Here is a 20,700-nt window from a genome sequence, read left to right on the forward strand (position 1 = left end):
TGTTATGTCCAGCGATGGATTCAGAATTACCTGAGAGCGGATTGATGTGCAGCAGGTTGAATAGCCTGCGCGTAGGAAATTTCTCTGTAATTCGTAAAGTTATCGTTACGGTTTGGCGGATATCTCGCGTTTGCAGTGATTCATGGGTTTGAAAAGGCGGTTGGCTGTCACATAATCTTGACAACTATCTGCGTGCCGCCACAGAAAAGTCTGGCGCGGTCCCCCTGTAGGAGTGAGCCTGCTCGCGATAGCGGTGTATCAGTCAGCATCAATATCAACTGACCCAAAGCCATCGCGAGCAGGCTCACTCCTACAGGTTTCTCATCGTTTATTCGGGCGATTTATATGCGCATCAAAGTCCACTGCCAGAACCGCATCGGCATCCTGCGCGACATTCTCAACCTGCTGGTCGCCTACGGGATCAACGTCGCGCGCGGTGAGGTCGGTGGCGAGCACGGCAATGCGATCTACTTGCACTGCCCGAACCTGATCAATATCCAGTTCCAAGCGCTGCGCCCGAAATTCGAGGCGATCGCCGGGGTGTTCGGCGTCAAGCGGGTAGGGCTGATGCCCAGCGAACGACGGCACATGGAGTTGAACGCCTTGCTCGGCGCGCTGGAGTTTCCAGTGCTGTCGATCGACATGGGTGGCTCGATCGTGGCGGCCAACCGTGCGGCGGCGCAGTTGCTCGGCGTGCGGGTCGATGAAGTGCCGGGGATTCCGCTGTCGCGCTACGCCGAAGATTTCGACTTGCCGGAACTGGTGCGCGCCAACAAATCGCGAATCAACGGCATGCGGGTCAAGGTCAAGGGCGACATCTTTCTCGCCGATATTGCGCCGCTGCAATCGGAGCACGACGACAGTGAAGCCATGGCCGGCGCAGTGTTGACCTTGCATCGCGCTGACCGCGTTGGCGAGCGTATCTACAATGTGCGCAAGCAGGAGCTGCGTGGTTTCGACAGCATCTTCCAGAGTTCGAAAGTGATGGCCGCCGTGGTGCGTGAAGCGCGGCGTATGGCGCCACTGGATGCGCCGCTATTGATTGAAGGCGAAACCGGCACCGGTAAGGAATTGCTCGCACGCGCTTGCCACCTCGCCAGTCCGCGCGGGCAGTCGCCGTTGATGGCGCTCAACTGCGCAGGCCTGCCGGAGTCGATGGCCGAGACCGAGTTGTTCGGTTACGGCCCGGGCGCGTTCGAAGGTGCACGCGCCGAAGGCAAGCTCGGGCTGCTGGAATTGACGGCGGGCGGCACGCTGTTTCTTGACGGTGTCGGTGAGATGAGCCCGCGTCTTCAAGTGAAGTTGCTGCGCTTTTTGCAGGACGGTTGCTTTCGCCGGGTCGGCAGTGATGAAGAGGTTTATCTGGATGTGCGGGTGATCTGTGCGACGCAGGTCGACTTGTCGGAGCTGTGTGCGCGCGGTGAGTTTCGCCAGGATCTGTATCACCGCTTGAACGTGCTCTCCCTGCACATCCCGCCGCTGCGTGAATGCCTCGACGGACTGACGCCGCTGGTCGAACACTTTCTCGATCAGGCCAGTCGGCAGATCGGTTGCTCGCTGCCGAAACTGGCACCGGCGGCGATGGATCGGCTCAGTCATTACCACTGGCCGGGCAACGTGCGGCAACTGGAGAACGTGCTGTTCCAGGCGGTTTCGCTGTGCGATGGCGGTACGGTGAAAGCGGAGCATATTCGTCTGCCGGATTACGGCGTGCGTCAGCCGCTTGGCGATTTCTCGCTAGAGGGTGGGCTGGACGAGATTGTCGGGCGCTTCGAGAAAGCGGTGCTGGAGCGGTTGTATTCCGAGCATCCGAGCAGTCGGCAGCTGGGCAAGCGGTTGGGGGTTTCGCACACCACCATTGCCAACAAGCTGCGTGAATATGAAGTCGGCAAAACCGAGTCGTAGCCCAAACATGTGTGGGTAGTGATGGCCTCTTCGCGAGCAGGCTCGCTCCCACAGGGGTATGCATTTCAAATGTGGGAGCGAGCCTGCTCGCGAAAGCGATAGTCCAGGCAACACCAGCGCCAGACATTGCCACCTACCGGCATAACACCGCCGGTTTTTCGACTTCGATACATTTCAGATTTCCCCTCGCCATCCCCCAAGTCCTTTGTTTACCGGGCCTTTGTGCGCCAGAAAAAAGTTGGTCTGCAAATTGCTTATGGCTCAGCAGTACAGCGGTGGGCGGCAAACGTCCGGCATGCAGAGGAAAGAGTGTGGACAAGTACCTTTATGTGGCAATGACCGGCGCCAGCCAGAATGCGCTGGCGCAAAAGGCGCATGCCAACAACCTGGCGAACATCTCCACCAACGGTTTTCAGCGCGACCTGGAGCAGGCGCGTTCGATGCCGGTGTTCGGCGACAGCTTTCCGGCGCGTGCGTTTGCCATGAGCGAACGGCCCGCCACCGACTTCACCCCAGGCTCGCTGGTGCAGACCGGTCGTGACCTCGATGTCGCGGTGACCGGCAACGGTTTCATTGCCGTGCAGAACCCTAACGGCGGCGAAAGCTACGTGCGCACCGGCAGCCTCAACGTCGACGCCCTCGGCGTTCTGCGCGCCGGCAACGGCATGCCGGTGATCGGCAACGGCGGTCCGATCGCCGTGCCGCCCGAGCAGCAGATCGAAGTCGGTGAAGACGGCACCATCAGTATTCGTGCGATGGGCGAAGGCCCGCGCGTCATGGCGGAAGTCGACCGGATCAAACTGGTCAACCCGGACATCAAGAACATGAACAAGGGCCTCGACGGCTCGATCTACACCAAGGATGGCCAGCCGGCGCAGGCTGATGCCAACGTCAAGCTGGTGTCGGGTTTCCTCGAGTCGAGCAACGTCAATGCAGTGGAAGAGATGACCTCGGTGCTGGCATTGGCCAAGCAGTTCGAGTTGCACGTCAAGATGATGAACACCGCCAAAGACGACGACCAGGCCATGGCTCGGGTCTTGCAGATCAGCTAATTATCAGAACGTCGCGCCGAAAAACAGGCGCACGAGGAGAATCGAATGCTTCCGGCTCTATGGGTTGCCAAAACCGGTCTGTCCGCCCAGGACACCAACCTGACCACCATTTCCAACAACCTGGCAAACGTGTCGACCACGGGTTTCAAACGTGATCGCGCCGAGTTCCAGGACTTGCTGTATCAGATCAAGCGTCAGCCAGGCGCTCAGTCGACCCAGGACAGCGAACTGCCGTCGGGTCTGCAACTGGGTACCGGTGTGCGCATCGTCGGCACCCAGAAAAACTTCACCGCCGGCAGCCTGCAAACCACTGAGCAGCCGCTGGACATGGCCATCGACGGTCGCGGTTTCTTCCAGATTCTGCAGCCAGACGGCACCACGTCCTACACCCGTGACGGTACCTTCCACCTCGATTCCAACGGCCAGATCGTCAACGCCAGCGGTTTCGCTCTGGAACCGGCCATCGTCATTCCGAACGATGCCCAGACCTTCACCGTCGGCCGTGACGGCACGGTGTCCATCACTGTCGCTGGCAACGCCGCGTCTCAGGTGATCGGCAATCTGCAAACCGCCGACTTCATCAACCCGGCCGGTCTGCAAGCCGTGGGCAACAACCTGTTCCTGGAAACCGCCGCTTCCGGCGCGCCGCAAGTCGGCACCCCGGGTCTGGCCGGTTTCGGTACCACCCTGCAGAACACCCTGGAAACCTCCAACGTCAGCACTGTTGAAGAGATGGTCAACATGATCACCACTCAGCGCGCTTACGAGATGAACTCCAAGGTGATCTCCACCGCTGACCAGATGCTCTCGTTCGTAACGCAGAATCTGTAATCAAGTCTATGAGGCGGCCATGAGGTCGCCTGCAACACCGTGAGGTAGGGTCATGAATCGCTTTGTATCTGTTCTGGCATTGAGTGGGGTCGTCTCGCTCGCGGGCTGCGTCGCCCCGACGCCCAAGCCCAATGACCCTTACTACGCCCCGGTGTTGCCGCGCACGCCGTTGCCGGCAGCGGCCAATAACGGCTCGATCTATCAGGCCGGTTTCGAGCAGAACCTGTACAGCGACCGCAAGGCTTTCCGGGTTGGTGACATCATCACCATCACCCTGAATGAGCGCACACAGGCGAGCAAGAACGCCAACTCGCAGATGGACAAGAACAGCGATAACAGTGTCGGTCTGACTTCGTTGTTCGGCTCCAGCCTGACCACCAACAATCCGATTGGTGGCGGTGACCTGAGTCTGAACGCCGGCTATAGCGCCGACCGCTCGACCAAGGGCGACGCCAAGTCCGGGCAGAGCAACAGCCTGACCGGTTCGATCACCGTGACCGTCGCTGACGTGCTGCCCAACGGCATCATCGCCGTGCGGGGCGAGAAGTGGCTGACGCTGAACACCGGTGACGAACTGGTGCGCATCGCCGGCCTGGTACGCGCCGATGACATCGCCACGGACAACACCGTGTCGTCGACCCGGGTCGCCGATGCACGCATCACCTACTCGGGTACCGGCGCATTTGCCGATACGAGTCAGCCAGGCTGGTTCGACCGTTTCTTCCTCAGCCCGCTGTTCCCTTTCTAGGTGGCTACGTTGAATCTGAAAAGCTTCATGCTGGCGGCGACCCTGATGTCCGCCGCTTTTGCTGCCCACGCCGAGCGGCTGAAAGATATCGCCAGCATTTCCGGCGTGCGTTCCAACCAGTTGATCGGTTACGGCCTGGTGGTCGGGCTTAACGGCACCGGCGACCAGACGACGCAAACCCCGTTCACCCTGCAGACCTTCAACAACATGCTCTCGCAGTTCGGCATCAAGGTGCCGCCGGGATCGGGCAACGTGCAGTTGAAAAACGTCGCGGCGGTGTCGATCAGTGCCGATTTGCCGGCGTTCGCCAAACCCGGTCAGCAGGTCGATATCACCGTGTCCTCGATCGGTAACTCCAAGAGCTTGCGCGGCGGCACCTTGTTGCTGACCCCGCTCAAGGGTATCGACGGCAACGTCTACGCGGTCGCTCAGGGCAACCTGGTGGTTGGCGGTTTCGATGCCGAAGGGCGTGACGGTTCGAAGATCACCGTCAACGTTCCGTCGGCCGGTCGTATCCCGGGCGGTGCCTCGGTGGAGCGCTCGGTGCCGAGCGGTTTCAACCAGGGCAACAGCCTGACGCTGAACCTCAATCGCTCCGACTTCACCACTGCCAAACGTATCGTCGACAAGATCAACGACATGCTCGGCCCAGGCGTCGCGCAAGCCATCGACGGCGGTTCGATCCGTGTCACTGCGCCGCTCGATCCGAGTCAGCGCGTCGACTACTTGTCGATCCTGGAAAACCTCGAAGTCGATCCGGGTCAGGCGGTGGCGAAAGTCATCATCAACTCGCGTACCGGTACCATCGTCATCGGCCAGAACGTGAAAGTGTCGCCAGCCGCCGTGACCCACGGCAGCCTGACCGTGACCATCACCGAAGACCCGATCGTCAGCCAGCCGGGCCCTCTGTCCAATGGTCAGACGGCTGTTGTGCCGCGCTCGCGGGTGAATGCCGAGCAGGAAGCCAAACCGATGTTCAAGTTCGGCCCGGGCACCACCCTCGACGAGATCGTGCGGGCGGTGAACCAGGTCGGCGCGGCACCGGGTGACTTGATGGCGATTCTCGAAGCCTTGAAGCAGGCCGGCGCGTTGCAAGCCGACCTTATCGTGATCTGAGGCCGACCGTTATGGATATGCGCAAAAGCGGTCTGGTCAGCAGCAGCGATTCGGGTTCCTACTCGGACCTCAATCGCCTGAACCAACTCAAGGTCGGCGACAAGAACAGCGATGCGAACCTGCGCAAAGTGGCGCAGGAATTCGAGTCGCTGTTCCTCGGCGAAATGCTCAAATCGATGCGCTCGGCGACCAACGCCTTGGGTGAAGACAATCCGCTGAACACGCCGGCGGCCAAGCAGTATCAGGAAATGTACGACCAGCAACTGGCCGTTTCCATGTCCCGCGAGGGCGGTGGTATTGGCCTTGCCGACGTGCTGATGCGGCAGATGTCGAAGAACAAACCGCTGGCGCCGGGCGAAGCCGCTGCCGCGTCCGCGGCCAAGCAGGAAGAGGCCAAGGCAAAAGCTGCGGCCGTGGTCACACCGGTTGCCGCTGGCACCGTTGCCACCAACGGCCCGTTGTCGCGCCTCAATGGCGAGCGCCCGTTGTGGGCGTCTCGTTCGGTGAATGCGCCGAACACGCAACTCGCTCATCGCAATGACATGGAAATGATCAACCAGCGTCGTCTGGCCTTGCCGCCGAAACTGGCTGATCGTTTGCTGGCCGGGCTAGTGCCGTCGGCCACACCGGCAGTCGCAACGCAATTGCCGCAGCGCGCCACGACCGCAGCCACGACCGGTGCCGGGCCGCTGTACAACGGCGACTGGCTGGCGCGCGCCGAGGGCGAAAAAGCCTCTGGCGGCCAGATGCAGGTCTACGGTCGTGCCATGGCGCAGATTCCGCTCGCGCCGGCGAAGAAAGCCTTCAGTTCCGCCGACGAGTTCGTCAACACCATGCTGCCGATGGCCAAGGAAGCTGCCGACCGCATCGGCGTCGATCCGCGTTATCTGGTGGCGCAGGCTGCGTTGGAAACCGGTTGGGGCAAGTCGGTCATGCGCGCCCAGGATGGCAGTAGCAGCCACAACCTGTTCGGCATCAAGGCGAGCAGCAACTGGAAGGGCGATTCGGCCCGGGCGATCACCAGCGAGTTCCGCAATGGCGCGATGGTCAAGGAGACGGCCGAGTTCCGTTCCTATGCCTCGTACAAGGACAGCTTCCACGATCTGGTGACTTTGCTGCAGTCCAATAATCGCTATCAAGATGTCGTGAAGTCTGCCGATAACCCAGAACAGTTTGTACGCGAGTTGCAAAAGGCCGGTTACGCCACCGACCCGAACTACGCAAGCAAGATTTCGCAGATTGCCAGGCAGATGAACAGTTTCCAAAACTACGCTGCGGCGGGTGTCTCCACCACGCCTTTATAAGGCACAAGGTATAAGGTCTGAACCATGAGTTTGCTCAATATCGGGATGTCGGGACTGTCGGCCAGCCAGTCCTCTTTGGCTACGACAGGCAACAACATTGCCAACGTCGACACCGCCGGTTATTCACGTCAGCAAACCGTGCAGGGCACCAAATCCTCGCAACAGTACGGCAGCGTTTTCATCGGCACGGGTACAACCCTGGCTGACGTGCGTCGGGTGTACAACTCCTACCTGGAATCCCAGCTGCACACGGCGACCTCGCTCAACAGCGAAGCGGCCTCGTACCTGGCTCAGGCCACGCCGCTGGACTCCATGCTGTCCGACACCAACACCGGCCTCACCGGTGTACTGCAAAAATTCTTCACCTCGATGCAGGGCGTTTCGACGTCTGCGACCGATGACACCTCGCGTCAATCGGTGCTGACCGGTGCGCAGGCGCTGACCAGCCGTTTCAACTCGATCGCCAAACAGCTCAACGACCAGAACACCACCATCAATGGCAGCCTTGGCGACATGGCAGCCCAGGTGAACAAACTGGCCACCTCGATTGCCAACCTGAACCAGAAGATCGGCGAGATCTCCACCAGTGGTGGGGCGCCGAACGATCTGCTCGACAGCCGTAACGAAGCCGTGCGCCAGTTGTCCGAGCTGACCGGCGCGCAGGTCGTCGAGCGTGGCACCAGCTTCGACATCTACGTCGGCAGCGGCCAGCCACTGGTCATAGGCAACTCCGCCAATTCCCTGAGCACTGTGCCGCTCAAGGATGACCCATCGCGCATGGGCATCCAGATGGATCGCGGTTCGAGCACCATCGACATCACCTCGGTGATCAGCGGTGGCGAAATCGGTGGTCTGCTGACCTATCGCAAAGAAGTTCTCGATCCGTCGCTCAACGAACTGGGCCGAGTGGCGCTGGTGATCGCCGATCAGATCAACAGCCAGCAAGCCCAGGGCATCGACAAGAACGGTGACTTCGGCGCCGCGATTTTCAACAACATCAACAGTGCCGCGCTGATCAGCCAGCGCAGCATCGCGAAGGATGGCAACAGCGCAGGCTCGGGCAACCTCGATGTCACCATCAAGGACACCGGCAAGCTGACCACCAGCGATTATCAGGTGACGTTCACCAGCGCCACCGACTACTCGGTCAAGCGTTCCGACGGCACCGATCTGGGCACCTTCAGCACCACCACCAATCCACCGCCAGTGATCGACGGTTTCACCCTCGCACTCAAGGGTGGGGCGTTGAGCGCCGGTGACAGCTTCAAAGTGACGCCGACCCGCAATGCCGCCGCGAGCATCCAGACGGTGCTCACCGATCCGAAGAAAGTCGCTGCGGCCGGTCCGTTGACCGGTGTGGCCAGCGCTGCCGGCCTGGGGACTTACACGCAGCCGACGCTCAGCGACAAGATCGATATCTACAACCCGACTGCCCAGGCTGACATGCAGGCGGCACTGAAGAATTCGACGCCGGTCAAACTGGTGTTTGGTGACGTCACGGGCGGCAGCCAGTCTTACAAATTTGTGGATGCCAAGGGCGGCCTCATCAGCAGCGGCACTATCGTTCCCGGTCAAACGAACACGCTGGACCTGAAAGTCGGCATCGTCGATGCCAGCGGTAACCCGGTGCTGGACACCAGCGTCACGCCGAACGTACAGAAAACCTTCACCGTGCAGACCACCGTCGGCGGCACGCCGAAGTCGGGCGAGTCCTTCACCATGAATCTGACCGGTGCGGCGTCTTCGGACAACCGCAACGCGCAATCGCTGGTCGCCCTGCAAACCAAGCAGACCATCGACACCGGTTCGGCCAGCAAGGGCATCAGCCTGACTGACGGCTACAACAAGCTGGTGACCAACGTCGGCACCAAGACCGCTCAAGGCAAGTCCGACAGCACCGCGACCACAGCGATTCTGGACAATGCCAAAGGCGCCCGCGATTCGCTGTCCGGAGTCAACCTGGATGAAGAAACCGGCAACCTGGTCAAATACCAGCAGTACTACACAGCGTCTTCGCAGATCATCAAAGCTGCGCAGGAAACTTTCGCCACGCTGATCAACAGCCTTTAAGGAGTCGTAATTCATGCGCATTTCCACCGCCCAGTATTACGGCACGCAAGCGTCGGACTATCAGCGTAACTTCAACAAGGCTGTTGCCAGCGCCAGCGAGGCGAGCAGCCTGACGCGCATCAACACTGCCGCGGATGATCCGGTCGGTGCCGGTCGTTTGCTGCAACTGGGTCAGCAGGCGGCGATGCTGGATCAGTACAAGACCAACGTTGATACCACCAAAAGTGCGTTGACCGTGCAGGAGTCCACGCTGGACTCCATCACTACCGCACTGGCACGCGCCAAGGAACTTGCCCTGGCGGCCAACAACGGCACGGCCACCGACAAGGACCGCCAGGCTTACGCGTCGGAGCTCGGCCAGATCCAGCAACAAGTGCTGGGCCTGATGAACTCCAAGGATGCCAGCGGCAATTACCTGTTCTCCGGTTCGAAAACCGATACCGCGCCGTACTCGCAGAATGCCGACGGCACCTACACCTACAACGGTGACCAGACCACGATCAATCTGGGCATTGGCGACGGCATGACGGTTGGCACCAACACCACCGGTTGGGCCGCTTTCCAGCAGACCATCAATACCGCGCGCACCAACGTCACCATGACGGCGCCGGCCGTGGATGACGGCCGCGTTGTGCTGTCCAACGGTACGGTCGGCACTGCCGCCACCTATGATTCCAAATTCACTGCCGGCCAGCCGTACACCGTCAGCTTCCTCAGCAGCACCCAGCTGAAAATCACTGATGCCCTGGGCAACGACGTGACCGCTGAAGCGAGCCAGAACGGTCTGGTCAGCAACAGCAGCGGTGCCAACCAGACGGTCAGTTTCCGTGGCGTCGACATGAAGTTGAATATCAACTTGAAGACCGGCGACACCAACCCGGACGCGGTGATTGCCGGTCACAGCTTCCAGTTGTCGACCGCACCCGACTCGTTCACCACCACGCGCAGCCCGGGCAACCCGTCGAGCGCGGTGATCACCGGTTCCAGCATCACTGATCAGGCTGCCTACACTGCGGCATTCCCGCAGGGCGGCGCCGTCCTCAAGTTCACCAGCGCCACCGCGTTCGATCTGTACGCAGCGCCGGTCACTGCCGACAGCAAACCCGTGTCCTCGGGCACTATCGTCGGTAACAACGCTACCGCGGCGGGCGTCACGTTCGCACTCGGCGCTGCCCCGGCTGCCGGTGATCAGTTTTCGATCCAGCCGAACGACCACCAGACCCAGAACGTGCTCGACACCCTGGGCCAGATGATCACGGCGTTGAACACTCCGATCGATGGTGATCCGGTGGCCAAGCAGAAATTCCAGGGCGCGATGGAGGCGGGTATCGGCAACATCGATGCGGCCAACAATCAAATCGGCAACGCAGTCACCGAGATCGGTGCCCGTGGTCAGGCTCTGGATATGCAAGCCATCACCAATGACAGCCTGAGCACCGCGAACACCACCACCCAAGGTTCGATCCGTGATTCGGATCCGGCCGAAGTGATGACTCGTCTGACCTTGCAGCAAACCATGTTGCAAGCTTCGCAACTGGCGTTCAGCAAGATCAGCCAGTTGGGTCTGTTCAACAAGATCTGACCGTCAGCGGGCGTGTAAGCGCCCGTTTGGCCTGCCCCTCAGTTATGTTTTTTAGCGGTTTCAAGGGCTCGCTTTTTCGAGCGGGCTCGTACCGCCTGTGAGCCCGCCGTGAATTCACTTCCTCTTGTCAGCCTCGTCATTCCCGCCTTCAATCCGCGCTTTTTCGAGCGGACGCTGAACAGCGCCGTCAGCCAGAATTACGCCAATCTTGAAATCATCGTATGCGATGACAATCGTGGCCACGAGATCGAAGACATCGTTACGCAGGTGACAGAGCAGACCGGGTTCGCAGTGCGTTACGTGCGCAACCCGCGAACGCTGGGGCTGGTCGGCAACCTGAAGGCCTGCCTTGAGCAAGCCCGGGGCGAGTTCATCAAATTCCTGTGTGACGATGACCTGCTGTATTCGGCCTGTATCGAACAGCAAGCCCACGAGCTGCGGCGCGAAGAAGTCAGTCTGGTGGTCGCGCAAAGGTTGTTGTGGGATGCCAACGACATCATCCTGCCCGCGCGTCTGGAAAACAGCTCGTTATCGCCGGCCAGTGGCTTGCTCAAAGGCGACGATGTACTAAGCATCTTCGAAAAATTTCCAGTCAACGTGCTTGGCGGTTTCAGCAGCGCAATGTTCCGGCGCGCCGACGTCGCCGAACTGCTGCCGGCCCTGACCGAGGACGGAGCCTGCTTCGTCGCGACGCTGGATTTTGCCTTGTACGTCTGTTTGCTGCGGCGCGGCAACCTGTTGGTCTCCAACAACGTGCTGAGTGCCGAACGTCTCTACCCCGAGCGTCTGAGCGCGCAGCAACCGATGAAAGACGCGGCGGAGATCGAGCGCGAGTGGGTCTCGCAAATGCTCAAGGTCCGCAGCGGCGAGTCGGCACCGGCGCCGGGCTGGGTTCGTTATGTGCCGTTGACCAAGGCCGATGAGTCGCCTCGGGTCTGGGAAGAGCTGCCGCTGAGCCGTACCCTCGGCACCAAGCAGAGCCGTCAGGAGCTGGGGGTCGGTGTCGACAGCTTCAGTTTCGGCGAACTCTATGCACAATGGCTGGCGGTTCGGGTGTTGACCGAGGCGCAGCGCCAATGGCTGCCGGAAACCCTCGCAGGCTGGCCGCATCAGCCGCGCATCGTGCCGATCATCATTGATGGCCAAGGCAGCCGCGATGGTCTGGAACGTACGCTTGATGCGCTCGCCGCTCAGGATTATCCGCCAGAGCTGGTTCTGGTGCTGTCCACAGTTTGCAGCGAAGCGAAGCTGGATGGTCGGGTGTTCCACATGCCGTTGCAGGGTGACGGCCTGGAGCAGATCAACGCTCTGCTGCCGCAACTGGAAGGCGCCGACTGGTTTTATCTGCTGCAGCCAGGTGACTGCCCGGTGGCGCCAGCGTTGTTGGTGATGGCCGATCGCATTGCGCACGCAAGTGCGTTGACGTGCCTGTACAGCGACGAAGGCAGCCTGCGCGATGGTGAGTCGGCAGAGCCTGCGTTCAAACCTGATTTCAACCTTGACCTCATGCGCAGTTACCCTTACGTCGGGCGTGCCTTGGCGTTCCAGCGTGAACGTTTTCTGGCCCTTGGCGGTTTTACCTCTACGTTCGCCGAACTCGCGCCCCACGATGTGCTTTGGCGTATGGTTGAAAGCGATGGCCTGCAAGTGGTCGGGCACATTGCTGAGGTGTTGCTGGAGTCGAAATTCGATCTCTCGCAATGGCTCACTGATCCTGGTGTTGCGCAGCAAAGCCCGCGCATTCTCGCAGCGCATCTGCAACGCCTGGGCATCGCTCATGAAATCCGCGACGGTAACAGCGGGCTGCTCAATCGCGTCGACTATCACCATGCCCGGCGCCCACTGGTGTCGGTGGTCATTGTCACGCAGGACCAGACTGCCGCGTTGCAGCGCTGCGTCGAGACACTGCTGGAGAAGACCGCCTACACCGAGTACGAATTGCTCTTGGTCGATAACGGCTGCAAAAGCGCCGAAGCGCTGGCGTGGCTGGACGGTATGGCGCAAATGGGCAGCGAGCGGATTCGCGTGCTGAGCTATCCGCAAAAGGGCAATGCGGCAGCGGTGCACAACTTTGCCGTCAGCCAGGCGCGCGGTGAGTATGTGTTGATGCTCAATGCCTTTGCGGTGATCACCCAGAGCGATTGGCTCGACGAACTGCTCAATCATGCGCAGCGTCCGGAGGTCGGGGTGGTCGGCGCCAAGCTGTTCAACCCGGACGGTGGCGTGCTGCACGCGGGTCTGATTCTTGGCTTGAACGGGCCGGTCGGGTTGCCGTTCTATGGCCAACCGGTGCAGTCGGAAGGGTACATGCACCGCCTGCAAGCGGTGCATGACCTGAGTGCCGTCGGCGGCGATTGCCTGATGATTCGCAAGTCGGTGTTCGAAGCTGCCGGCGGGCTGGACGAGCAGGACCTCAAGCAAACGCTCAATGTCGTGGACCTGTGTCTGCGGGTTGGCCGCGACGGTTATCTGGTGGTGTTGAACCCCCATGCCATCCTGGCCGTGGGTGCACGGCCAAGTGCGATGGCGACACCGGAGGAAGAAGCGCAGCACATCGAGGAGAGGGACACCTTCTACCAGCGCTGGCTGCCGCTGGTTGCGCGTGACCCGGCCTACAACGTCAACCTGACGTTGCAGGGCGTGGGCGCCACCAACTTCAGTCTGGAGCCGGGCCTGCGCACCGGGTGGAGTGCATTCTCCAAGGCACAGTTACCCAATCTGCTGGTGGTGCCGATCAACGCTTCCGCCATCGGCCATTACCGCATGAGCCAGCCGATGATCGAGCTGGAAGCGGCCAATCGGGCAGAAGGGCGCATTTGCTACGGCTTGCCGTCGATCATCGACATCGAGCGTCAGTCGCCCGACGTGATTGTTCTGCAAGGGCGCTACTCGGAGCACGCCATCGATGAAATTCCTCCGCTGAAAAAGTACTTCAACGCTCGACGGATCTTCGAACTCGACGACTATGTCATCGACGTTCCCCACCGCAACGCGCACATCCGCAACATGCCGAGCAAGCAGGACATGGAGCGCATGGTGCGCCGCGCGATCGGCCTGTGTGATCGCGCGGTCGTATCCACCGCGCCGCTGGCCAACGTGCTGTCGGACATGCACCACGACATTCGTGTCGTCCCTAACATGCTGGCCAAGGACTTGTGGGGCCACCTGCGCAGCCAGCGTCGGACCTCGAAGAAACCCCGGGTCGGCTGGGGCGGCGGCACCAGTCACCACGGTGATCTGGCGGTGATCGCCGAGGTTGTTCGTGAGCTGGCCAATGAAGTCGACTGGGTGTTTTTCGGCATGTGCCCGGATGACCTGCGTCCCTACATGCATGAGTTCCATGGCGTCATCGGCCTGGACGTGTACCCGGCGAAACTGGCCAGTCTCAACCTTGATCTCGCGTTGGCGCCGCTGGAGTTCCATATCTTCAACGACTGCAAGAGCAACTTGCGGCTGCTGGAATACGGCGCCTGCGGTTACCCGGTGATCTGCACGGATACTGAGGCCTATCGCGGTTATTTGCCGTGCACGCGGATCAAGACCAACAGCACGGATGAATGGCTGCAAGCGATCCGTATGCACTTGGCCGATCCGGATGCCAGTTATCGCATGGGCGATGAATTGCGTGAGGTGGTGCTGCGCGATTACGTGTTGCGCGGCGATAACCTGCGCTACTGGGAATACGGCTGGCTGGCGGATTGATCGAGCGGGGCTTGGCGGCCTTTGGGCCGACCATGCTCTTGGGGTTTTTGGGGTATATCCGTTGCTGTGGGTGTTGCTGATCAGGGTTCCGCCCTTACGGCGGGTCACTTTTTCCAGACGCCGAAAAAGTAACCAAAAAGGCTTGCTCCTGCGTGCGGCCCACTCGCTGGGGCTCGGGGTTCCTTCGCTGCGGGATCGATCCGGGCGCAGCGTCTCCGGTTTGCTACGCTGCACCTCCTCTCGCTGTGTTTGGCTGCGCCAAACGGTCGCTGCGCTCCCACCCCCGGATCAATCCCTCCACTCAGCCTTCCGACGTCGCCTTACAGATCAAAAGCTGCAGCCGAGCTAACGCTCATCCTGTTGAGTGGTGAAGGGCGCAGCGTGGTCGGCTTTGGATTTGTGGTGGATTCGCCCCTCACCCCAGCCCTCTCCCGAGGGAGAGGGAGCCGATTTGTGGGCTTTTCAAAGCTTGAGTTCGACTCGGTATCGCACGTCGGCGTAGCTCGCCCAGACACCTCGTTCAGTCCCCTCTCCTTACGGGCGGTCCGACGTTTCGGGAGGGCTAGGGTGAGGGGCTTTTGATCTGTTTCAGAATCTGAGTTCGACTCGATATTTCACGTCGGCGTACTTCTCGCAAACTACTCGATCAGTCCCCTCTCCCTTTGGGAGAGGGTTAGGGTGAGGGGCTTGTGGAGCTGGCGCGTTTCCTGCAAGTCCCCTGTAAATCGCCATAAAACGAGCGTTCGCGGTCACTCCAGCGGCGCACGGATCGGCAAAAGGTTTAGCCAGAAGGCCCGCAAAGCTCAAGAAAGCGGCGCGCAGCCCGGTGAAGAACAAGAGGGGAGACGATGAAGGCAGTTATTTTGGCGGGTGGCCTCGGCACGCGCATCAGTGAAGAGTCGCACCTCAAGCCCAAGCCGATGATCGAGATCGGCGGCAAGCCAATTCTCTGGCACATCATGAAGCAGTATTCCGCCCACGGAATTCACGACTTCGTGATTTGCCTTGGCTACAAGGGCTATGCGATCAAGGACTTCTTCGCCAACTACTTCCTGCACACCTCCGACGTCACCTTCAACATGCGTGAAAACCGCATGGACGTGCATCAGAATTACAGCGAGCCGTGGAGCGTCACGCTCATCGACACCGGTGAGGAAACCATGACCGGTGGCCGTCTGCTGCGCGCTGGCCGTTATCTGCAGGATGAAGAGGCTTTCTGCTTCACCTACGGCGACGGCGTTTCCGATATCAACATTGCGCAACTTGTGGATTTCCATAAAGGCCACGGCCGTCTCGCGACCGTCACTGCCGTGCAACCGCCGGGTCGTTACGGCGCGCTTGAGCGTCAAGGCGATCAGGTGCTGGGCTTTACCGAAAAACCTCGCGGTGACGGTGGCTGGATCAACGGTGGCTTTTTCGTACTGTCGCCAAAAGTGCTGCCGTACATCGCCGATGACGCGACCACTTGGGAAGCCGAACCCTTGGCGCGTCTGGCCGCGGACGAACAGTTGAAAGCCTTCGAGCACGAAGGCTTTTGGCATCCGATGGACACCCTGCGCGACAAGAACCATCTCGAAGCGCTGTGGCAGAGCGGGGAGGCCCCATGGAAGCAATGGGCCTGAGTGCGGATTTCTGGCGCGGCAAACGCGTCCTCGTCACCGGACATACCGGTTTCAAAGGCAGCTGGCTGACCCTGTGGCTGCAAAGCCTCGGCGCGCAAGTCAGCGGCTTTTCTCTGGATCCGTCGACTGAACCGAGCCTGTTCGAACTGGCGCGCGTGCACGAAGGCATCAACGATCAGCGCGGTGATCTGCGTGATCTCGGCGCTTTGCTGGAAGTCATCGCTGATACCGAGCCGGAGATCGTTCTGCACCTGGCCGCGCAGCCGTTGGTGCGCGAAGGCTATCGTGATCCGCTCGGTACCTATTCCAGTAACGTCATGGGCACGCTGAACCTGCTCGAAGCGATTCGTCAGGTCGGCTGCGTGCGCGCCTGCGTGCTGGTGACCACCGACAAGGTCTACGCCAACAAGGAATGGCTGTGGCCATACCGCGAAGACGAAGCCCTTGGTGGCCACGATCCTTACAGCAGCAGCAAGGCCTGCTGTGAACTGCTCGCACAGTCTTATGCCGCGTCGTTTTTCCCCGCCGACAAATACGCCGAACACGGTCTGGCCCTGGCCACCGCGCGCGCCGGCAACGTCCTCGGCGGCGGTGATTTTGCCCCAGAGCGACTGATTCCCGACGTGCTCAAAGCCTGGACCGCCGACGAGCCGGTGACCCTGCGCTATCCGCAAGCCGTACGCCCGTGGCAGCACGCGCTGGAGCCGCTCGCCGGTTACCTGCAATTGGCCGCCGGCCTCTACGAGCAAGGGCCGGAATACGCTGGGGCGTGGAACTTCGGCCCGGGCGAGGCGGACATGTGCAGCGTTGGCGAAGTCGTCGAACTGCTCGCCAGCCGCTGGCCGCAAGCGCGTGGTCTGCGCATCGAAAAAAGCGAACTGCACGAGGCGGGTCTGTTGCGTCTGGACAGCAGCCGCGCGCGCCAACTGCTCGGCTGGCAACCACGCTGGACCTTGCAGGCATGCCTGACCCAGACCCTCGACTGGCACCTGGCGTGGCAGAACGGCGATGACATGCGCACCGTCACCCTCGGCCAATTGAACCTGTACCGAGGCGCGCTGTGAGCGAGTTTTCCCTGAAGGCGTTGCCGCTGGCCGGGTTGTTCAGCGTTCAGCACAAACGCTTCGAAGATCAGCGTGGGCACTTCGCCCGGCTGTTCTGCGAAGGCAGCCTGAGTGCGTTCGGCAGTGAATTCCATATCCGTCAGATCAACCATTCCTGCACTCGCGAGAAGGGCAGTGTGCGCGGTCTGCATTATCAGAATGGCAACGCCCCGGAAGCCAAACTGATCACCTGCCTGCGCGGTGAAGTGTGGGACGTGGCGGTGGATCTGCGTCCCGACTCCGAAACGTTTCTGCACTGGCACGCCGAGCACCTGAAGGCCGGTGATGGTCGCAGCCTGTTGATCCCGTCCGGGTTCGCCCACGGTTTCCAGACGCTGACCGAAGATGCCGAATTGCTTTACTTGCACAGCGCCGATTACGCGCCGGAGCATGAGGGCGGGCTGTCGGTGAACGATCCACGGTTGGCGATCGCCTGGCCGTTGCCTGTCAATAATTTGTCAGCGCGTGATTCCAGCCATCCCGCGCTCGATCAACACTTTGCTGGAGTGCGTCTATGAACTGCCGTGGGTGCGCCGCACCGCTGAGCCTGCCGCTGATCGACCTCGGCACCTCGCCACCGTCCAACGCTTACGTGCATGCCGATCGCCTGGAGCAGGCCGAGCAGTGGGTGCCGCTGAAGGTCGCGGTGTGCCAGCAATGCTGGTTGGTGCAGACCGAGGACTACACCAGCGCCGACAGTCTGTTCGACGCTGAGTACGCCTACTTCAGTTCGTTCTCCAGCACCTGGCTGGCCCATGCTGAGTGCTATGTCGCCGAGATGGTCGAGCGCTTCGGCCTGACTGCCGACAGCCGCGTGGTGGAAATCGCCGCCAACGACGGTTACCTGCTGCAGTACGTGGCCGGTCGCGGTATTCCGTGTCTGGGCGTCGAGCCGACGCGCAGCACTGCGCAAGCGGCGCGGGAAAAAGGCCTGGAAATCCGCGAACTGTTCTTCGGTCGCGACACTGCTGCGCAATTGAAAAGCGACGGCTGGGGCGCCGATCTGATGGCGGCCAACAACGTGCTCGCGCATGTGCCGGACATCAACGATTTCCTCGGCGGCTTCGCGACCCTGCTCAAGCCAACCGGCGTGGCCACCTTCGAATTCCCGCAACTGCTGACGCTGATGGCGGGCGCGCAGTTCGACACGCTGTATCACGAGCATTATTCCTATCTGTCGCTGACCGCCGTGCAGACCCTGTGCGAGCGCAATGGTCTGGAAGTGTTCGACGTCAGCCAACTGACCACCCATGGTGGTTCGCTGCGCGTATTCGTCCAGCGCAAGGACGGCCAGCGCCGTGCGGTTCAACCTGCGGTGCAGCAACAATTGCAAGCCGAACTGGATGCCGGGGTAAAAACCGCCGAGTACTACGCCACCCTCGCGCCTGCCGCTGAACGCATCAAGCATGAACTCTTGCGCTTCCTTTTGCAGGCCAAGGCCGACGGCAAACGTGTGGTCGGTTACGGCGCGGCGGCCAAGGGCAACACCTTGCTCAACTACGCCGGGGTCAAACCGGACCTGCTGGCCTGGGTGGCTGATGCCAATCCGCACAAGCAGGGCAAGTTTTTGCCGGGCAGCCGCATTCCGATTGTGGCGCCGGCGCAGATCGATCTCGAAAAACCGGACTACGTGCTGGTGTTGCCGTGGAACCTGCTGCACGAAGTCAGTCAGCAACTGGCGCAAGTGCGTCAGTGGGATGGCCGCTTCGTGATCGCCGTGCCTGAGTTGAGCGTGCTGTGAAGGTTCTGGTCACTGGCGCCACAGGGTTTGTCGGTCGGCATCTGGTCGCGGCGTTGCTTGCACGCGGCTGCAATGTTCGCGCCGTGGCGCGCAACGCAGAAACCGCGCAAGGCATGCCGTGGATCAACAACGTCGAGTTCATCGCCGCGGATATTCACGCCGCCGATCTCGATATCCACGCGTTGACCGATGGCATCGACGCGCTGGCGCATCTGGCCTGGCCGGGTTTGCCGAACTATCGGGCGCTGTTCCATTTCGAGCACAACCTGATGGCTGATTACCGCTTTATCAAAAGCGCGGTCGAGGCGGGCGTGCAGCAGGTGCTGGTGACTGGCACCTGTTTCGAATACGGCATGCAAAGCGGGCCACTCAGCGAAAGCACCGAGCCGCAGCCGAGCAATCCTTACGGTCTGGCCAAGCACACGCTACAGCTGTTTCTGCAAAATCTGCAGCAGGAACAACCGTTCACCTTGCAGTGGGCGCGCTTGTTCTATCTGCATGGCGAAGGTCAGAACCCCAACAGTCTGTTGGCGGCACTGGACCGGGCGATCGATGCCGGTGAGCCGTCGTTCAACATGTCGGCCGGTGAGCAGCTGCGCGATTTTCTGCCGATTGAGCGCGCTGCCGGTTACCTCGCCGCGATCCTGCAAAAAACCGACTTCAACGGCGTGATCAATTGCGCCAGCGGCCAACCGGTGTCCGTACGTGCGTTGGTCGAACAACGCCTGCGCGAACGCGACGTGTCGCTGCATCTGAACCTCGGCCACTACCCATACCCAACCCACGAACCCCTGGCGTTCTGGGCGGTGACCGAGCGTTTGCAACAGTTACTGGGAGAGCCGCAATGAAGCACGAGTTGTACCGGGTCACCGACCTGCCGGTGCTGCAGAACCGCACCTTTGCCGATGCCGCATCGGCACAGGCCTCGGCCAGTGCCGATATGCTGCTGGTGCAGGACGAGCGCAGCGGTTTGATCTTCAACGCCGCGTTCGACGCCGACAAACTCAGCTACGACGCCGATTACCAGAACGAACAGGCGCATTCCGGCCAGTTCCAGAAGCACTTGAGTGACGTCGAAGGCATCATCGCCAAGCACTTCAAGGGTCAGGAACTGATCGAAGTCGGCTGCGGCAAGGGCTACTTTCTTGAGTTGCTCAAGGGCCTCGGTTATGCGATCACCGGCATCGATCCGGCGTACGAAGGCGAAAACGCCGACGTGATCAAGGCGCCGTTTACCCGTGGCCTGGGACTGGCGGCTGATGCCATCGTGCTGCGCCATGTGCTGGAACATATTCAGGATCCGGTGAGCTTCCTCGCTGAAATTGCCAACGCCAATCAGGGCGGGCAAATCTACATCGAAGTGCCGTGCTTCGACTGGATTCTCGAGCACAAAGCCTGGTTCGATCTGTTCTACGAACACGTCAATTATTTCCGCCTCGATGACCTGCGGCGGATGTTCGGCACGGTGCACGAGGCTGGTCACCTGTTCGGTGGCCAATACCTGTACATCGTCGCCGACCTTGGGACATTGCGCCTGACCCCGGAGCAACCGGTGCCGCGCCTTGCGCTGCCTGACGGGTTCACCGCCAGCCTCGACCGTGCCGTGCAGATCATTCAGTCCGCCCCCGAGCAGGGTTCGGCGATCTGGGGCGCCTCGTCCAAAGGCGTGATCTATTCGCTGTTCCTGCAACGCGCCGGGGTGGCAGTGGATCGTGTGGTGGATATCAACCCGGCCAAGCAGGGGCGTTATCTGCCATTGAGCGGCGCACGGGTGTCCTCGCCACAAGAGGCGATGGACGCGCTGCCCGAGGGCGCCAACCTGTTTGTGATGAATTCCAATTACCTCGAAGAGATCAAGCGGATGACCGGTGGACGCTACGTCTATCACGCCGTCGACAGCGCTTCGTTTCAGTGACCCTTGAGA

15 protein-coding genes are annotated in these 20,700 nt (G+C 60.9%); all 15 read left to right on the forward strand.

Going from position 1 to position 20,700, the window contains the following annotated elements; translation table 11 throughout:
- Positions 1–345 precede the first annotated feature (345 nt).
- The 15 genes from HU718_RS08745 to HU718_RS08815 all read left to right on the forward strand — a co-directional run bounded on the left by HU718_RS08745 (position 346) and on the right by HU718_RS08815 (position 20,691).
- A complete protein-coding gene (locus tag HU718_RS08745) occupies positions 346–1,905 on the forward strand; it encodes a sigma-54-dependent transcriptional regulator (RefSeq protein ID WP_077571627.1) in 1,560 nt (519 codons plus the stop codon).
- A 311-nt stretch (positions 1,906–2,216) separates the two neighbouring features.
- Positions 2,217–2,957 carry a flagellar basal body rod protein FlgF gene (locus HU718_RS08750; RefSeq protein WP_038363771.1) on the forward strand — a complete coding sequence of 247 codons (741 nt, stop codon included), beginning with the start codon at positions 2,217–2,219 and terminating at the stop codon, positions 2,955–2,957.
- A gap of 45 nt (positions 2,958–3,002) precedes the next feature.
- Entirely contained in the window at positions 3,003–3,788 is a 786-nt protein-coding gene (gene flgG, locus HU718_RS08755) for a flagellar basal-body rod protein FlgG (RefSeq protein WP_007920118.1), read from the forward strand.
- Positions 3,789–3,840: 52 nt separating this feature from the next.
- Positions 3,841–4,536 (forward strand): flagellar basal body L-ring protein FlgH, encoded by a 696-nt coding sequence (flgH, locus tag HU718_RS08760; protein ID WP_007920116.1) that lies wholly within the window; start codon positions 3,841–3,843, stop codon positions 4,534–4,536.
- Between the two features lie 27 nt (positions 4,537–4,563).
- On the forward strand, positions 4,564–5,652 hold the full coding sequence (locus HU718_RS08765; protein WP_163013628.1) for a flagellar basal body P-ring protein FlgI: 1,089 nt from the start codon (positions 4,564–4,566) through the stop codon (positions 5,650–5,652).
- A gap of 11 nt (positions 5,653–5,663) precedes the next feature.
- Complete coding sequence (gene flgJ / locus HU718_RS08770; protein WP_186616383.1) at positions 5,664–6,956, forward strand: flagellar assembly peptidoglycan hydrolase FlgJ; 1,293 nt, start codon at positions 5,664–5,666, stop codon at positions 6,954–6,956.
- A 24-nt stretch (positions 6,957–6,980) separates the two neighbouring features.
- Positions 6,981–9,026 carry a flagellar hook-associated protein FlgK gene (gene flgK / locus HU718_RS08775; protein ID WP_102900438.1) on the forward strand — a complete coding sequence of 682 codons (2,046 nt, stop codon included), beginning with the start codon at positions 6,981–6,983 and terminating at the stop codon, positions 9,024–9,026.
- Positions 9,027–9,039: 13 nt separating this feature from the next.
- Complete coding sequence (locus HU718_RS08780; RefSeq protein WP_095122737.1) at positions 9,040–10,608, forward strand: flagellar hook-associated protein 3; 1,569 nt, start codon at positions 9,040–9,042, stop codon at positions 10,606–10,608.
- Positions 10,609–10,716: 108 nt separating this feature from the next.
- Positions 10,717–14,310, forward strand: coding sequence for a glycosyltransferase (locus HU718_RS08785; protein ID WP_186616382.1), 3,594 nt, complete (start codon positions 10,717–10,719; stop codon positions 14,308–14,310).
- Between the two features lie 848 nt (positions 14,311–15,158).
- Positions 15,159–15,932 carry a glucose-1-phosphate cytidylyltransferase gene (rfbF, locus tag HU718_RS08790; protein WP_095122733.1) on the forward strand — a complete coding sequence of 258 codons (774 nt, stop codon included), beginning with the start codon at positions 15,159–15,161 and terminating at the stop codon, positions 15,930–15,932.
- On the forward strand, positions 15,914–16,996 hold the full coding sequence (rfbG, locus tag HU718_RS08795; RefSeq protein WP_095122731.1) for a CDP-glucose 4,6-dehydratase: 1,083 nt from the start codon (positions 15,914–15,916) through the stop codon (positions 16,994–16,996). The genes rfbF and rfbG overlap by 19 nt, the downstream gene beginning before the upstream one ends.
- Positions 16,993–17,553 carry a dTDP-4-dehydrorhamnose 3,5-epimerase family protein gene (locus HU718_RS08800; protein WP_150730752.1) on the forward strand — a complete coding sequence of 187 codons (561 nt, stop codon included), beginning with the start codon at positions 16,993–16,995 and terminating at the stop codon, positions 17,551–17,553. The genes rfbG and HU718_RS08800 overlap by 4 nt, the downstream gene beginning before the upstream one ends.
- Entirely contained in the window at positions 17,550–18,776 is a 1,227-nt protein-coding gene (locus tag HU718_RS08805) for a class I SAM-dependent methyltransferase (protein WP_186616381.1), read from the forward strand. Before HU718_RS08800 ends, HU718_RS08805 begins: the two co-directional genes overlap by 4 nt.
- On the forward strand, positions 18,773–19,624 hold the full coding sequence (locus tag HU718_RS08810) for an NAD-dependent epimerase/dehydratase family protein (RefSeq protein ID WP_102900442.1): 852 nt from the start codon (positions 18,773–18,775) through the stop codon (positions 19,622–19,624). The genes HU718_RS08805 and HU718_RS08810 overlap by 4 nt, the downstream gene beginning before the upstream one ends.
- Complete coding sequence (locus HU718_RS08815; RefSeq protein ID WP_150708281.1) at positions 19,621–20,691, forward strand: class I SAM-dependent methyltransferase; 1,071 nt, start codon at positions 19,621–19,623, stop codon at positions 20,689–20,691. The genes HU718_RS08810 and HU718_RS08815 overlap by 4 nt, the downstream gene beginning before the upstream one ends.
- Positions 20,692–20,700 lie beyond the last annotated feature (9 nt).

The organism is Pseudomonas tensinigenes (assembly GCF_014268445.2).
Classification (GTDB): Bacteria; Pseudomonadota; Gammaproteobacteria; order Pseudomonadales; family Pseudomonadaceae; genus Aquipseudomonas; species Aquipseudomonas tensinigenes.

What these genes read in the sequence shown, in the direction of transcription:
- HU718_RS08780 (WP_095122737.1), top strand. Translation starts at nt 9,040, where the DNA reads ATGCGCATTTCCACCGCCCAGTATTACGGCACGCAAGCGTCGGACTAT.
- HU718_RS08765 (WP_163013628.1), top strand. Translation starts at nt 4,564, where the DNA reads ATGCTGGCGGCGACCCTGATGTCCGCCGCTTTTGCTGCCCACGCCGAG.
- HU718_RS08745 (WP_077571627.1), top strand. Translation starts at nt 346, where the DNA reads ATGCGCATCAAAGTCCACTGCCAGAACCGCATCGGCATCCTGCGCGAC.
- flgH (WP_007920116.1), top strand. Translation starts at nt 3,841, where the DNA reads ATGAATCGCTTTGTATCTGTTCTGGCATTGAGTGGGGTCGTCTCGCTC.
- HU718_RS08815 (WP_150708281.1), top strand. Translation starts at nt 19,621, where the DNA reads ATGAAGCACGAGTTGTACCGGGTCACCGACCTGCCGGTGCTGCAGAAC.
- flgG (WP_007920118.1), top strand. Translation starts at nt 3,003, where the DNA reads ATGCTTCCGGCTCTATGGGTTGCCAAAACCGGTCTGTCCGCCCAGGAC.
- rfbG (WP_095122731.1), top strand. Translation starts at nt 15,914, where the DNA reads ATGGAAGCAATGGGCCTGAGTGCGGATTTCTGGCGCGGCAAACGCGTC.
- flgJ (WP_186616383.1), top strand. Translation starts at nt 5,664, where the DNA reads ATGGATATGCGCAAAAGCGGTCTGGTCAGCAGCAGCGATTCGGGTTCC.
- flgK (WP_102900438.1), top strand. Translation starts at nt 6,981, where the DNA reads ATGAGTTTGCTCAATATCGGGATGTCGGGACTGTCGGCCAGCCAGTCC.
- HU718_RS08805 (WP_186616381.1), top strand. Translation starts at nt 17,550, where the DNA reads ATGAACTGCCGTGGGTGCGCCGCACCGCTGAGCCTGCCGCTGATCGAC.
- rfbF (WP_095122733.1), top strand. Translation starts at nt 15,159, where the DNA reads ATGAAGGCAGTTATTTTGGCGGGTGGCCTCGGCACGCGCATCAGTGAA.